The following is a 15755-nucleotide window of genomic DNA, read 5'->3' as shown; positions in this document are numbered from 1 at the left end:
TATAACTTTTTAATGTGTATCCAAAGATACAAGTGGATCGATCAACGGGTTTTTTTGATGCTGTGTTTTTTCTAAAAAAGGCAGGTAATATTGAATGACTATCTGATCGGCTTCAAGTATCGGCATATGTCCGACATGATTTAAAATAATCGGCGTTTCGGCACGTTTCAACATTTTCTTTAATTCACCCGCCGCTTCTACATTGACAATTTTATCCTCTGCACCCCATAAAATTAGGGTAGGTGCTTCAATCGAGCGCGCTAAAACTGAAAATGTATCTGGTGTATATAGACGTTTAAGTGCTACCAGTTGATCGACAATTTTACTGGTTTCCTGAGCATGTGTAATTAAATTTTGTTCCATCGCATTTTTATAATCATTGGATAAAAATGGCTGATGATACATGACTTGGCTCAGCACATAATTCAGATCGCCTTTTTTTGAAACAATCAATTGTTTGAGATAAGTTGGATCTTTTAAATAAATGGTATTGGCTGAATGATAAACGCCAGCACTGCTAATGAGAAATAAGCTTTGTGTATCGAAAGCATATTGTGATGCATAGAGCATCGCGATCGCTCCACCAACTGAATGCCCCACAATATTAATCTGATTGGACACATGTGCAGCTTCGGTAAAACGTCGAAGCTTTTCAGTCACATTGGGTACAGACAAATCAAAATCTTTTGGAACGATGGTATCGCCCGCCATAGGCAGATCAGGAATAATCACGTGGTAATAAGGGGTTAATACTTTGGCAATTGAATTCCAGTTGTCGCGGCTGCCTGCTAAACCATGAATAAGCAAAATAGTAGGTTTATTTGATGCACCACCTTCGCTATAGACCCATGTAATATCATCTACTTTGAGCGTTTTGGTTTTTAAGCCTGCCCAATTACGTTGCTGTTGTAGTTCATCGTGTAAATTAAAATGACAGTCTGCGGCATGAGCGATTTGTAAACTTCCCCCAAATAGTCCCATACATATACACAAAGCAAATGCCAATACGTATGAAAAATGAATCTGAGGAACACGGAAAGTCATTAAACTTCATCCTTGAAAGTTGCCGACGTTATTTGAGATCTTTACATTATGAAATAAAGACCAAATATTCGTCATTTGCTGCTAAAAAAAATATAGAGAAATTATAGTCAATTTGGTCATTCGAGCAGACTCAGAAACGTTAAATAGGTCGTATTATTGAAGAAATAAAATGTAAATAAATTTATAGGCAACAGTTAATTATCATTAATTGATTAAAAAAATATCAAAACACAGAAAGATTGTCATAGTTTAGTTTTTGTCAGTGACTTTCATAGTCTAGCTTATTACACTATTTTGAACTCATTATTTGATGGCAAAACAAATGATCACTGCTCAGGAAGCGCTTGAACGTCTTAAAGCTGGTAATAAAAGATTTGCGACAGGTGAGGTGACTCATCGCAAATTATTATCACATCAGGAACGTACTGATATGGCTCAAGATCAAAATCCATTTGCCATTATTTTAGGATGTTCAGATTCACGTGTACCCGCAGAAATTGTATTTGATCAGGGGCTAGGTGATTTGTTTGTGATCCGCGTGGCAGGCAATATTGTGGCGCCTTCCCAAGTAGGAAGTGTTGAATTTGCAGCGGAACGTTATGATTGTGCCGTGGTGGTGGTTCTTGGTCATAGCCATTGCGGTGCAATTCAGGCAACAGTAGATACGCTAATGAATCCAGATCATCCGCCGTCTGACAACTTGATGTCCATTGTAAATCGGGTGCGTCCATCTGTGGAAATTTTGCTGCAAACCGATTTAAAGCATGACCATGCTAAATTATGTATGCATGCGGTTCGTTCAAATGTATTTGCTTCAGTCAATCAGTTGCGTCATGGTTCTGCTGTGCTTGAAAGCCTGATTGATAAAGGTAAAATGATTGTTGTGGGTGCTGAATATTCTTTAGAAACAGGTGAAGTTACTTTTTTTGATTTTTAATTTGCCTTATGTATAGATTCATTGAAATTACAAAAGAATACCAATCACAATGGCTGTTTCTAAGGCAGCTATTGTGGCCTCGTGATGATGCAGAACATTGGGTCGAAATGCATGCTTTATTAAACAAACCGCAGGTTTATTTGCTTCTTGCACTGGATGGAAATATTGAAATTGGTTTTTTAGAAGCATCAATTCGTTATGAGTATGTGAATGGAACGAAAACATCACCTGTTGCCTTTCTAGAAGGAATTTTTGTTCAGCCATCGCTTCGCAAGTTGGGTATTGCCAAAGCATTAATCAACAAAGCAGAGGCTTGGGCTTTGGAGCAAAATTGTAAAGAATTAGCATCGGATACTTCTTTAGACAATATTCAAAGCCAAAAAGTCCATCTTGCTTTAGGGTTCCAAGAAACTGAAAGAGTTGTATATTTTTCAAAGCAACTCTGATCATCATAGATTTATAACGCGCCTTTAATATAAGGATAGGCATTGTCTAGCAGAATACCTTGAGCTTTGGCATTCGGGTGAATCTGATCATTTTGCATTAGCGTTTTATGTCCCGCGATACCTTGCATAAAAAATGGCAGTAATTGGACTTTATATTGCTGACTCACGACTTTGTAGTTGTTTTCAAAGGCCTGACTATAAGCAGTTCCGTAGTTAGGCGGAATTTTCATACCAAACAAGACCACTTTTGCTTTGGCTCTCTGACTCTGTTGTGCCAGTTGTCCCAAATTTTTTTGGATCATTTGAGGCGGTTGGCCTCTTAAAGCATCATTGCCACCCAACTCTATCACCACAACATCAGGTTTGTAGCTCTGTATAAGTTTAGGGAGTCTGGCTAATGCGCCACTGGTTGTTTCACCGCTTACACTTGCATTGACCACTTTATGCTGTTTCGGATACTGTTGGTCTAGGCGTTTTTGTAATAATTGAACCCAGCCTTGTTCGGGGTTAATTCCATAACCAGCACTGAGGCTATCTCCCACAATCAGAATCGTTTTGGCATAAGCTGCAAAAGGTATCAGGGTGAGTGTAGCAACCAAGTAGTATTTTACAGATTTGGGTTTGAACAAGCGTTTTAAAATTTGCATATTAAAAAGTGACCGATCATTGAATCAGACAGGATAATGACCATCATGCCACAACCGATTATTTCTGCCCACCAACTGACACAAACAATTCCATTAAATAATAAAGTATTTACTATTTTAAATGAGATCAATCTTGAAATTTATGCAGGTGAGCAGGTTGCGATTACTGGACGTTCCGGTTCTGGAAAATCAACACTTTTAGGAATATTGGCCACACTTGATCAGCCAAGTTCGGGTGAAGTATGGGTCTGTGGAGAAGCAGTACATCAACTGAGTGAAGAAGCTCGGGCAAAAGTACGTCTGGAAAATATTGGTTTCGTATTTCAGTCTTTTCAACTTTTACCACACCTGAGTGCATTGGAAAATGTCATGCTGCCTTTAAGATTGCAGCCGCATTTTGGCTATCGGGAAGCTGAACAAAAAGCGTTATCGTGGCTGAAAAGAGTTGGTCTAGAACGTCAAGCATTGCAAACGCCCAAAGTTTTGTCTGGCGGGGAGCAGCAGCGTGTAGCAATTGCGCGAGCATTGATTGCATTGCCTAAAATTATTTTTGCCGATGAACCTACAGGTAATCTGGATGGACAAACTGCGCATGAAATTGAAACCTTATTATTTGAACTTAATCGTGAGTTAGGAACCACTTTAATTCTGGTAACACATGACTCAAAACTGGCTGAAATGTGTCAGCGCCGTTTGCAATTGGTCGATGGGCAACTTTTAGAAGACGCCATCACAAACAATAAATCCTCGCAAAATCGAATATTGAATGAGCAAGCATCTGCCTTGGTCGATCAAGTAGAGGATGGAACATGAGTTCTTTACTAAAACCCTTATTTATTCAAAGTTTTCGTACAGGTGGTATTTATCTGCTCATCATTGCCTTATCACTTGCGATTAGTGCAACGACTGCACTTAAATTTAGTAATGATCAAATTCAAAATGCAGTAACTTTACAAGCCGCTGAAATGCTGGCAGCAGATTTAGTGCTTTCCGACAATGAACCAATTAGCGATACATGGAAGCGAGAAGCGAGTGCTGATAACTTTCAACAGTCCGATGTTACTGTCTTTAGTTCAATGGCGCGAACGCATGATCAATTTGTGATGGTTAATGTCAAAGCGATAGATGCACATTTTCCATTACGTGGGCAGTTAAAAATTGAGCCAAAAAATCAGCAATTAAAATCAGGTGAAATATGGTTAAGTCCACGCGCAATGGATTTACTCAAGGTTAAATTGGGTGAGCAAGTATTTATTGCAGATGGAGAGTTTAAATTCACAGGCATCATTGCACATGATCCCAATCAGGAATTAGGTTTTTCTGGGTTTTCTCCCACTGTCATGATCAATCAGGTAGACATTGCAAAAACCAATGCGATTCAAGTCGGTAGTCGGATTGAATATCGTTTGCTCATGGCTGGAGCGCCTGAGAATATTCAAAATTTTGAAAAAAAATTTAAAGCGCAACATCATGTTAAGGATGATACAGAGGCCGATCCAGAATCTAGTTTAAGGCTGCGTAACGCTGCTCAAGGCAATACTCGTTTGATGAAGCCAATTGAAAATCTGGATACATTTTTGCAGTTGGCCAATATTTTAACGATTTTACTTTGTGGTATTGCAATTGCTTTAACGGGTCAGCGTTATGTACAACAAAATCAGGATCATATTGCACTGATGCGTTGTTTAGGGGCAACTCGTATACAGATTATCTGGGCATATCTTGGATTATTGGCTGTAGTAAGTTTGATTTCAATCCTCATTGGTTCATTACTTGGTGTCGTGCTAGGTTATGGTTTATTACAACTGATGTTGCAGTTGATTCCTCAACTCAACTTAAGTTTTTCAGTGATTGCATTTTTATTCGGCCCATTACCGATTGCGATATTTACCAGTATCGTGGTGATGGCAGGATTTATCTTGCCAAGTATCTGGGAGTTGCTGAATACACCGCCAATTCGGGTGATTCGTCAGGAAATGCGTTCCAGACGCTCATTTACTTTTATATTTTTGGCAGGAATTTTAAGTCTGGCTGTTTTTAGTATGGTGCTGAGTGAAAATATTCAGCTCAGTGGACTTATGTTGGTAGCGATACTCTTACTTAGCGCGATTTTATATGGTGTGGTTTGGAGCCTATTAAAATTCTTTAAGCGCCTCAAAAATCAGTTTTCGGGATATATACGGACACCTGCACATACGGCTTTACAAATTACAGCGCTGGCTTTGGGTTTAAGTTTAATTACGGTCTTGACGGTTTTGCGTACCGATCTGTTACAGCGTTGGCAACAGCAATTGCCAGAGGGGACACCGAATCAATTTGTTTATGGTTTACCCCCTTTTGATATGCCTGAGTTTAAGCAACAGCTTGAAAAAAATGGCTGGCAAAGTACGCCTTTATATCCCAATATTCGGGGAAGATTGATTGCCAAGAATGATCAACCCTTTGCTAATGAATTGATTCAAACAAATAATTCTTTACGGCGTGAGCTGAATTTGACCCAAGCAGAGACCTTACCAAAGGACAATGTCATTACACAAGGACAGCCATTATTTAATCAGGTCAATCAAGTATCGGTTGAGGCTAAATTGGCTGAAGAGCTGGGTATAAAAGTAGGGGATAAGCTGACATTTAATTTACCCGAAGGAGCGATATCTGCGCGGGTGATTAACTTACGAAGTGTAGAATGGGAAAGTTTTAGTCCAAATTTCTTCTTTATTTTTTCACCGCACAGCATGGATGAAAATGCAGGAAGCTATTTAGGCAGTTTTTATGTTCCACCGCAGGACAAAAATCAATTAATTCAGGTGATCCAACAGTTTTCTAATACTGTATTTATCGATGTCAGTTTGATACTTGATGAAATTAAAAGACTAGTCACTGTGTTGGTTCAGGTGATTACGGTATTGGCAATATTGGTTGGGCTGTCTGGGATTTTGGTCTTAGTGGCGTGTTTGAATCTACTCATGGATGAACGCCGTCGTGAAGTGGCATTGATGCGTTCATTTGGATTATCGAATTCAAAACTTAAACATATGCTGAGTTTGGAAATTGGATTTATCGGTTTGATTGCAGGGGTAGTATCCTGCTTCTTTGCTGAAATTATCAGTGCCATTGCCAGTTATAAAATGAATATTGGTCTACAATGGCATCCTGAAATCTGGCTGATTTTACCTATTGCCATGATGCTGATTTGTGCCTTGATTGGACGATATCGACTCAGTTATTTGTGTGACATTCCACCGTTACAAAGTTTAAGAGAAATGAATCAATCTTAAACTCTGAATGTGAGTGAGCTATAACACCATGAAAAGCCAGCTATAAACCAAGCTGGCTTTTCATTTGCGTTAAAATTTCTTGCCAAAGTGGCTCAATCGGTGGAATGAGGCTGACACAGTACTGATAAAATAAGACACAAACCGCAGCACCGATGACTAATCCAACCAATGACCCCATTTTTGCGATATTCATTTTTTGGCTGAAATACCAGATTAAGGCCAATAAAGCGCCCATGATCATTCCGCCAATATGCGCTGCGTTGTTAATCCCTGTCGCAATAAAACCAAAGGCAAGGTTAATCACCATGACCATCAGCAATGACTTTTTATCTAGAATAAAACGCTGATCGGGCAAGGCTGGACATAAAGCTAAAATGGTCAGTGCGGCCCCAAGTCCCATGACTGCACCAGAGGCACCTGCGCCAACATGAGGAAGTAAAGTTGGATCAAAATGCTCAAGTAACGCATAGCTGTCACGAATTGTGACGTAACTGCTGAGCAAACTGCCCATGAGTCCTGCCAATAGATACAACCCGATAAAATAAAAACGCCCAAGCATTTGTTCTGCAATACTGCCGAAAATATACAGCGCCCACATATTCAGCATGAGATGGACTAAACCAAAATGAAAAAACATACTGGTAAATAAACGTTGTGGTTGTTCTAGAAAAGTCATGGGCGAGAAGTCTGCACCCCAACGTATAGCATCGGCTGTTGTGGGGCTAGTAGCATCGACACCTGTCAGCACTTGCCAGCCATATAAACCGACATTAATGGCGATTAAAACTGCGGTGATCCACCACAGATTGACTTCAAGTTTACGATTTATTTGCGGAGGACTATATTCAGACATGATATGCTTTTGTTATATATCAATAATGCTTGCATTAAGCTTAACATGAAATATGCAGATTTCTGGAGAACCCTACTGGCATGAAGAAATTTATTGTTCGCGCTGTTTTAATTCTTGTCAGTTTTATTCTTCTGGTGCAATTATGGATTTTTTGTAGTTTGGCTTGGTGGCGAACTCATCCTGTCGAAACCACTATGTTTATGCGTCTCGATTATTGGTCTGATCCTTCTGAACCGATCAAACATCAGTGGCGTGACTACGACCATATTAGTGATAATTTTAAGCGTGCTGTCGTGGCAGCAGAAGATGGAAAGTTTTTACAGCATCATGGCTTTGACTGGGATGGTATTCAGTATGCGCTTGAGAAAAATGAAAAATCAGGTGAAGTCGTGAATGGTGGTTCTACTATTTCACAGCAATTGGCAAAGAATTTATTTTTATACAACCGCAGATCGTTTATCCGTAAAGGTCAGGAAGCCGTGGCGACTTGGATGATGGAACGGATGTGGTCAAAGCAACGTATTCTTGAGGTATATATGAATTCCGTTGAACTTGGAGATAATATCTATGGCGTGGAAGCCGCCTCTCAATATTATTTTCATAAAAGTGCCAGAAGCTTAACCAATCAACAAGCTGCTTTTTTGGCTGCATTATTGCCGAATCCAAAAGGTTATCAAGAAAATCGTAACGATCCAAAGTTTAAGTTTAAGCAGCGTTTTACCTTAAAATATATGCGTTATAGTCAGATTCCTTAAGCAGTAAACTCTAGATTGTATTAATTTTTAAAAAAGCTTGTGAAAACGGGCTTTTTTTATGAAATTGTCATAATTTTGCAGCATACTAATCACAGGCATCAAAAATTTATAACCTTAGGTTGAATGCATGAATACCGCCATTATAACTCCTTCAGAAACCACGCCGACAGAAGCAGAATATACATATAACGATCGCTATATTAATCGTGAGCTTTCAATTCTCGACTTTCATCTGAGAGTATTGGAGCAGGCAGTCGATCCTCTGCATCCACTTTTAGAGCGAATGAATTTTCTGCTGATTTTCTCACGTAATCTGGATGAATTTTTTGAAATTCGTGTGGCTGGTGTGATGGAACAAATGTCTCTGGGGAATGAAAGTCGTAGCCCAGATGGTTTAACGCCACGACAAGTTTTAGATCAAATATCTAAAACGGCACATGCAGCCATTGAGCGCCAATACCGTATTTTAAATGAAGAAATTTTACCAAAGCTTCGCGAAGAAGATATTTGCTTCTTGCGTCGTGGTGAACTAACGCCTGCACAAGCTGCATGGATTAAAAAGTATTTTCAGGAACAAGTTGCGCCTGTATTAACCCCAATTAGCCTAGATCCTGCGCATCCATTTCCACGTTTAGTCAATAAAAGCCTAAATTTTATCGTGACTTTAGAAGGTAAAGATGCCTTTGGTCGGCAGATTGATCTGGCAGTTGTACCTGCTCCACGTTCGTTGCCGCGTGTGGTACGCTTGCCTGATGAGTTAACAGGCGGTAAAGAACATCATGTGATGCTTTCTGCGATTATTCATGAACATATTTCTGATCTGTTTCCGGGGATGACTGCGACAGGATGCTATCAGTTCCGTGTTACTCGTAATGCAGACTTGGCGTTAAATGAAGATGTTGAAGACTTGGCCAAAGCTTTAAAAGGTGAATTAAGCTCACGCCGTTTTGGTCGTGCGGTACGTTTAGAAGTGACTGAAAATTGTCCAAAGCATATTTATGAATATTTGCTAGATGAATTTGATCTGGATGATGAGCAGCTTTATAAGGTCGATGGCCCAGTCAATCTTGCACGTTTATTATCGAATTTTAAACGTCCCCATTTACGTTATGATTCGCATACCCCTGTAATCCCTAAAATATTAAAAAAATCTGAAAATATTTTTGCTGCCATGCAAAAACAGGACATTTTACTGCATCATCCTTTTGAATCTTTTGCACCCGTCATTAATCTACTGCGTGAAGCAGCACGTGATCCACAGGTACTTGCGATTAAACAAACGCTGTATCGTAGCGGCGCCGATTCTGAAATTGTTCAAGTTTTGGCAGAAGCAGCGCGTAATGGTAAGGAAGTGACTGCTATTATTGAGTTACGCGCGCGCTTTGATGAAGAATCCAATATTGAAGTTGCCAATTTACTACAAGAAGCTGGAGCGGTAGTGGTCTATGGCATTGTGGGTTATAAAACCCACGCCAAAATGATTATGGTCGTGCGCCGCGAAAATAATAAACTGGTTCGATATGTACATTTGGGCACAGGGAATTACCATGCAGGTAATGCCCGTATTTATACAGATTATGGATTACTCACCACAGATAAAGAGCTGTGTGATGATGTGCATCGTATTTTTCAGGAATTGACTGGAATGGGTAAAATGGCAAAGCTGAAAAAGCTTTTACATGCACCTTTTACCCTACATGCCCAATTGGTCAATTTTATTGATGATGAAATTGCCAATGCGAAAGCAGGCAAGGCTGCTCAAATTATTATAAAAGTGAATGCTCTAACTGAAATGCAGTTGATTAATAAGCTCTATGAAGCTTCTCAGGCTGGGGTGAAAATTGATCTGATTATTCGTTCTATTTGTTGTTTGCGTCCTGAATTGCCTGGTCTTTCAGAAAATATTCGTGTACGTTCTATCGTTGGTCGTTTTTTAGAACACACCCGTGTTTATTATTTTAGTAATAACGGCGACGCACGAATTTATTGTTCAAGTGCTGACTGGATGGATCGTAACCTGTTTAATCGTGTTGAAGCTTGCTTCCCAATTGAAGATGCTGCATTGAAAAAGCGTATTTATCAGCAGGGCTTACTCAATTATCTAAAAGATAATCAACAATCATGGCAATTGCATGGCGATGGTACATGGACCAGAGTACAGTTAGCTGAAGGCGAAGAACCACATAATGCGCAACAAACATTATTGGAAATTTTTAAATAAAATTTCAAAATAAAAAAGAGAATCTCAGGATTCTCTTTTTTATTTAAAGAATAAATTATGCGCGAACAACTAATACAGGCAGATGAATCTCTCCTAGAACTTTTTGAGCCACGCTGCCAAGCACTAATTTTTTTATGCCTGTTCGTCCATGTGAACCGATGACCACCAAATCTGCATTTATATCACTTGCTGCTTTTACGATTTCTTTATAGATTTCCTGACCTTCAACTATTTTAGTATTTGCTTCTACACCTTGCGTTGAAAACTCTTGCTTTGCTTCTTGTAAAATTTCATTGATCATGGCTCGACCATGATTGATCGCATCTTCTTTTTGGCTTTCTGCATTGACATATTCGACCCCAATAAAAGGATCAATCGTCACAACCAGTAAAATCGTCACTTCACTGTTATAGGTTTTTGCTAATTGTGCCGCTTGATTAACCGCAGCATACGCAGTAGATGAACCATCAACAGGAACTAAAATATGTTGATATGACATTTGCATGTCCTCCTTTTTATTTATGAAACTATAAATTATGCTTTTATGAAAACTCTTAAAAATCAGATAAATATTGATATTATCTAATTTTGTTATTTTATTAAATGACGAGACTAAAACTTCTCAAACTATACACTAGCATAAATTTTTAACGGATGAAGATTTCTAAAACTAAAGTTAAGTTTTAACCAGAAGTTATGTCTTTTTCAGTTTTATCATTTCGTTTGAACAAATGTGATGCTATTTTTTATAATTGAATATCTAAAACCTAAAAAATCATGATGTCGAAAGAGCTTTATTCGCAAATATTGGAAGTGATTGCCTTAATTCCTTATGGAAAGGTTGCCACATATGGGCAGATTGCACAGCTAGCTGGATTACCTAAACATGCCCGACTGGTTGGTTATGTACTCAAACATCTCGATCCAAAAAGTGAAATACCTTGGTATCGGGTGATTAATTCTCAGGGAAAAATGAGTACCACTCGATTAAATTTGCGAGGTGAGAATATTCAGCAAGTGAAATTATGTGAAGAAGGCATTGTAGTAATAGATGGAAAAGTTAAGCTAAAAGAATATCAATGGATTTAATTACCAAACTCCTTATTTAACAATTAAAACAGGTATAGAGCTTTCATTAAGTACTTTTTGTGCAACACTGCCCAAGACCAGTTTTTTTATTCCAGTACGCCCATGAGAACCCATAACAATGAGATCTGCATGCATTTCTTGAGCAGCTTGATAAATTGCATCGGCAACCGAGAAACCCTCTAGTAATTGGGTTGATATATCAAACGTTGTGGCATATTCAGCTTTGATTCTAGCTAAAGACTCCAGAATATAATTTCGACCACGTTCAATATATTCATTACTTTGTCCAGTTTTAACATATTCTTCAGCGGTAATAGGATCAAGTTGTAGAACTTCGACAAGGGTAAGTTTGCTATCTAAATCTTGTGCCAGCTTGATGGCTTGTTTTAAAGCAATAAGAGAAGGTTCAGAATCATCAATAGCAACTAAAATATGTGGATAACTCATCTGGATTCACCTGATTATAAAATGAAGTACATATTAATTTTTTAGCATATATTCAAATCTAAAGGGGTAAAGATTTAATAAAATAGTTTTTTTTACAACATAAAAAAAGCCCCCTTAAGGAGGCTTTAGCATCAAATATATTCGACACTCACGACTTCATATTCAACTTCACCTTGAGGTGTCACAATTTTGGCTTCATCGCCTTCATTTTTACCTAAAAGGCCACGTGCGATAGGAGAGTTCACGGAGATTTTATTGATTTTAAAATCAGCTTCGTCATCACCTACAATTTTATAGGTTTTACGTTCTTCAGTATCCAGATTTTCAATGGTTACAGTTACCCCAAAAACAACACGACCATTTTTTTCAAGTTCATGAATATCGATCACTTGAGCCGCACCAAGTTTGCCTTCGATGTCCTGAATACGACCTTCACAAAAACCCTGTTGTTCGCGGGCAGCATGATATTCGGCATTTTCTTTTAAGTCACCGTGTTCACGTGCTTCAGCAATTGCTTGAATAATACGTGGACGTTCAACACTTTTTAGGTGCTGTAATTCTTTTTCAAGGGCTTCTTTGCCCTCAGGCGTCATTGGATAACGTTGCATTTTAGTCCCTCTAAATGAAATGGGAGTGAGATTCTATTGATATTTTAGGCTTGCTGTTTTATCAGCTAAACTTGAGCCTTTTCGTTTTTGGCTCAGGTTATAAGTCCTTTGAAATATCGATAGATTCTCTTTTTAAAAAACAAAAAACCCGCCACCGATAAGGTGACGGGCTTATCGGTAACGAATTAACCTACAGTTTGTAAATCTTGCAAGCGATATACATCCATTGGTAATTGAATTGCAAAGGCTTGGCAAACCGCTTCAGCACCATTGATTGTGGTCGTGTAGTAAACTTTGCCTTGTAGGGCAGCACGACGGATCATGGCAGAATCATACTGAGCCTGTTTGCCTTCAGTGGTATTGACAATAAGGTGTATTTCACCATTTTTCAAGCGGTCAACAATATGTGGACGGCCTTCGGTTACTTTATTTACACGTTCGCATTGCAAACCTGCGTCTTTAAGTACTTGATAAGTTCCACCAGTTGCAACCAGTTTGAAACCATAATCAACTAGTTTTTTCGCAATATCAGCAATATGCTTCTTGTCTGATTCACGTACAGACAAGAATGCATGTTTCACTTCACCTTCAGTTGGTAAGCCCGGCAAGCGTTCATTTGAACCCAATACTGCTTTATAGAAAGCTTCACCAAATGTCGTGCCAACACCCATGACTTCACCTGTTGATTTCATTTCAGGCCCAAGCATTGGATCGACACCTTGGAATTTAGCGAAAGGGAATACCGCTTCTTTTACCGCAAAGTGAGTTGGAATAATTTCTTTAGTGAAACCTTGAGATGCAAGTGATTGACCTGCCATACAACGTGCAGCAACTTTTGCTAAAGATTCACCAATACATTTAGATACGAAAGGAACCGTACGTGATGCACGTGGGTTCACTTCAAGGATATAAATGTCATTGCCTTTAACCGCAAACTGAACGTTCATCAAACCAATTACGCCAAGTTCTTTTGCCATGGCAACTGTTTGACGACGCATTTCGTCCTGAACTTCTACAGACAACGAGTAAGGCGGAATTGAACATGCTGAGTCACCTGAGTGAATACCCGCTTGCTCAATATGCTGCATGATACCGCCAATCACTACATCTTTACCGTCAGATACGCAGTCAACGTCAACTTCAGTCGCATCATCAAGGAAACGATCTAACAGAACAGGTGCTTCATTCGATGCTTGAACTGCTTCACGAAGGTAACGTTTCAGTTCGTCTTCGTTATAAACGATTTCCATTGCACGGCCGCCCAATACATAAGATGGACGAACAACCAGTGGATAGCCGACTTTAGCTGCTTCAGAAATACCTTCTTCAGCAGATTTAACGATACTGTTGTTGGGTTGGCGAAGTTGTAAACGTTGAATCATTTGCTGGAAACGTTCACGGTCTTCTGCACGATCAATCGCGTCAGGAGATGTCCCAATAATTGGAGTACCTGCTTCTTCTAAGGCACGTGCCAATTTCAATGGAGTTTGACCACCGTACTGGACGATTACGCCTTTAGGTTTCTCGATACGAACAATTTCTAATACATCTTCAAGCGTTACTGGCTCAAAGTATAAACGATCTGAGGTGTCATAATCAGTTGAAACCGTTTCAGGGTTACAGTTGACCATAATGGTTTCGTAACCATCATCACGCATAGCAAGCGCAGCATGTACACAGCAATAATCAAACTCAATCCCTTGACCAATACGGTTAGGGCCACCACCGATAACCATGATTTTGTCACGGTTTGATGGATTGGCTTCACACTCTTCATCATAAGTTGAATACATATATGCAGTTGAAGATTCAAACTCAGCCGCACAAGTATCTACACGTTTATAAACTGGATAAACACCCAAGTTCCAACGTTGTTTACGGAATTGCTTTTGTGAAATACCCATTAAGTTAGCAATACGTAGGTCAGATAAGCCTTTACGCTTAAATGAACGAATATTGTCAGCATTCAAATCACCAAAGCCCAATGTTTTCACTTGTTCTTCAGTTTTAATGATGTCTTCGATTTGAATCAGGAACCAACGGTCAATTTTAGTCGCTTCAAACACTTCATCCAGTGTAAAACCATGACGGAATGCATCAGCGATATACCAGATACGCTCTGGGCCAGGAACTTTTAGTTCTTGTAGGAGTTTTTCTTTGACATTGGTTGTACCAGCTTCGATTTTTTCATCAAAACCACATACACCTACTTCAAGACCGCGAAGCGCTTTTTGAACAGATTCCTGAAAGTTACGACCAATCGCCATCACTTCGCCCACAGATTTCATCTGAGTGGTCAGTACAGGTTCAGCTTGTGGGAATTTCTCAAAGTTAAAGCGAGGAATTTTGGTCACTACGTAGTCGATCGATGGTTCAAATGATGCAGGTGTTGTTCCACCCGTAATATCATTTTTTAACTCATCAAGGGTATAACCCACTGCAAGTTTTGCCGCAATTTTAGCAATCGGAAAGCCTGTTGCTTTTGAGGCAAGCGCAGATGAACGTGATACACGTGGGTTCATCTCGATCACAACCATACGGCCGTCTTGAGGATTGATACCAAACTGAACGTTAGAACCACCAGTTTCAACACCAATTTCACGAAGAACGGCAATCGATGCATTACGCATGATTTGATATTCTTTATCTGTCAGTGTTTGCGCAGGTGCAACCGTGATCGAGTCACCAGTATGAACACCCATTGGGTCAAAGTTTTCAATGGCACAGACAATGATACAGTTGTCGTTTTTATCACGAACAACTTCCATTTCGTACTCTTTCCAACCAATCAATGATTCATCGATTAACAATTGATGCGTTGGAGAAAGGTCAAAACCACGTTCACAGATTTCAAGGAATTCTTCACGATTATATGCAATACCGCCACCTGAACCACCCATTGTAAATGATGGGCGAATAATGACAGGGAAGCCAAAGCGCGATTGAATTTCCAAAGCTTCTTGCATATTTTCTGCAATGGCTGCTTTTGGACATTCCAAACCAATTTTGCGCATTGCGATATCGAACAGTTTACGATCTTCTGCTTTTTCGATGGCATCTTTACTTGCGCCAATCAGCTCTACACCGTACTTTTCTAGCACACCATTTTCATCGAGTGCCAAAGCGCAGTTTAATGCAGTCTGACCACCCATGGTCGGAAGTACTGCATCTGGACGTTCTTTTTCAATGATCTGTGCAACCGTTTGCCAAGTAATCGGCTCGATATAAGTTGCATCTGCCATTGAAGGGTCGGTCATGATGGTCGCAGGGTTCGAGTTGACCAAAATAACGCGATAACCTTCTTCACGAAGGGCTTTACATGCTTGCGCACCTGAGTAGTCAAACTCACACGCCTGACCAATGACAATAGGACCCGCACCAATAATCAAGATGCTTTTAATATCCGTACGTTTAGGCATTATTCGCTCCTCAA

14 protein-coding genes are annotated in these 15755 nt (G+C 39.5%); 7 read left to right on the top strand and 7 right to left on the bottom strand.

The genetic code is table 11. From position 1 onward, the window contains the following. Positions 1 to 9: 9 nt before the first annotated feature. Complete coding sequence (locus tag A7A69_RS06070; protein ID WP_152876598.1) at positions 10 to 1044, bottom strand: alpha/beta fold hydrolase; 1035 nt, start codon at positions 1042 to 1044, stop codon at positions 10 to 12. Positions 1045 to 1366: 322 nt separating this feature from the next. Here A7A69_RS06070 and A7A69_RS06065 point away from each other — a divergent pair, with 322 nt between their 5' ends. Both A7A69_RS06065 and aac(6') read left to right on the top strand, forming a co-directional pair. Beyond that, positions 1367 to 1981, top strand: a complete 615-nt coding sequence (locus A7A69_RS06065) for a carbonic anhydrase (protein ID WP_120369490.1) — start codon at positions 1367 to 1369, stop codon at positions 1979 to 1981. Between the two features lie 8 nt (positions 1982 to 1989). Next, a complete protein-coding gene (aac(6'), locus tag A7A69_RS06060; RefSeq protein WP_152876597.1) occupies positions 1990 to 2427 on the top strand; it encodes an aminoglycoside 6'-N-acetyltransferase in 438 nt (145 codons plus the stop codon). Positions 2428 to 2438: 11 nt separating this feature from the next. Here the strand turns inward: aac(6') and A7A69_RS06055 are convergent, their stop codons facing one another. Continuing rightward, a complete protein-coding gene (locus A7A69_RS06055; RefSeq protein ID WP_152876596.1) occupies positions 2439 to 3074 on the bottom strand; it encodes an arylesterase in 636 nt (211 codons plus the stop codon). 45 nt (positions 3075 to 3119) lie between these two features. Between A7A69_RS06055 and A7A69_RS06050 the strand changes: the two genes are divergently transcribed. After that, positions 3120 to 3887, top strand: coding sequence for an ABC transporter ATP-binding protein (locus A7A69_RS06050; protein WP_152876595.1), 768 nt, complete (start codon positions 3120 to 3122; stop codon positions 3885 to 3887). Continuing rightward, entirely contained in the window at positions 3884 to 6349 is a 2466-nt protein-coding gene (locus A7A69_RS06045; RefSeq protein WP_152876594.1) for an ABC transporter permease, read from the top strand. Before A7A69_RS06050 ends, A7A69_RS06045 begins: the two co-directional genes overlap by 4 nt. Before the next feature lie 40 nt (positions 6350 to 6389). Here the strand turns inward: A7A69_RS06045 and A7A69_RS06040 are convergent, their stop codons facing one another. Beyond that, positions 6390 to 7202, bottom strand: a complete 813-nt coding sequence (locus A7A69_RS06040; RefSeq protein WP_120369354.1) for a rhomboid family intramembrane serine protease — start codon at positions 7200 to 7202, stop codon at positions 6390 to 6392. A gap of 80 nt (positions 7203 to 7282) precedes the next feature. Here A7A69_RS06040 and mtgA point away from each other — a divergent pair, with 80 nt between their 5' ends. Then, positions 7283 to 7957 carry a monofunctional biosynthetic peptidoglycan transglycosylase gene (gene mtgA, locus A7A69_RS06035; protein ID WP_120369355.1) on the top strand — a complete coding sequence of 225 codons (675 nt, stop codon included), beginning with the start codon at positions 7283 to 7285 and terminating at the stop codon, positions 7955 to 7957. A gap of 127 nt (positions 7958 to 8084) precedes the next feature. Further along, positions 8085 to 10178, top strand: a complete 2094-nt coding sequence (ppk1, locus tag A7A69_RS06030) for a polyphosphate kinase 1 (RefSeq protein WP_152876593.1) — start codon at positions 8085 to 8087, stop codon at positions 10176 to 10178. A gap of 55 nt (positions 10179 to 10233) precedes the next feature. On the opposite strand, the gene A7A69_RS06025 is transcribed toward ppk1, so the two are convergent. Beyond that, positions 10234 to 10677 (bottom strand): universal stress protein, encoded by a 444-nt coding sequence (locus A7A69_RS06025; RefSeq protein WP_120369357.1) that lies wholly within the window; start codon positions 10675 to 10677, stop codon positions 10234 to 10236. A 281-nt stretch (positions 10678 to 10958) separates the two neighbouring features. Between A7A69_RS06025 and A7A69_RS06020 the strand changes: the two genes are divergently transcribed. Then, on the top strand, positions 10959 to 11267 hold the full coding sequence (locus A7A69_RS06020) for an MGMT family protein (protein WP_152876592.1): 309 nt from the start codon (positions 10959 to 10961) through the stop codon (positions 11265 to 11267). A 12-nt stretch (positions 11268 to 11279) separates the two neighbouring features. Here A7A69_RS06020 and A7A69_RS06015 read toward each other — a convergent pair whose 3' ends face one another. The 3 genes from A7A69_RS06015 to carB form a co-directional block, all read right to left on the bottom strand. Next, positions 11280 to 11714, bottom strand: coding sequence for a universal stress protein (locus A7A69_RS06015; RefSeq protein WP_120369359.1), 435 nt, complete (start codon positions 11712 to 11714; stop codon positions 11280 to 11282). A gap of 131 nt (positions 11715 to 11845) precedes the next feature. After that, positions 11846 to 12322, bottom strand: coding sequence for a transcription elongation factor GreA (greA, locus tag A7A69_RS06010; protein WP_120369360.1), 477 nt, complete (start codon positions 12320 to 12322; stop codon positions 11846 to 11848). Between the two features lie 185 nt (positions 12323 to 12507). After that, on the bottom strand, positions 12508 to 15741 hold the full coding sequence (gene carB / locus A7A69_RS06005; RefSeq protein WP_120369361.1) for a carbamoyl-phosphate synthase large subunit: 3234 nt from the start codon (positions 15739 to 15741) through the stop codon (positions 12508 to 12510). Positions 15742 to 15755 lie beyond the last annotated feature (14 nt).

The organism is Acinetobacter guerrae, assembly GCF_009372255.1.
GTDB classification, from domain to species: Bacteria; Pseudomonadota; Gammaproteobacteria; order Pseudomonadales; family Moraxellaceae; genus Acinetobacter; species Acinetobacter guerrae.
This window is presented reverse-complemented; position numbering and strand designations above follow the sequence as displayed.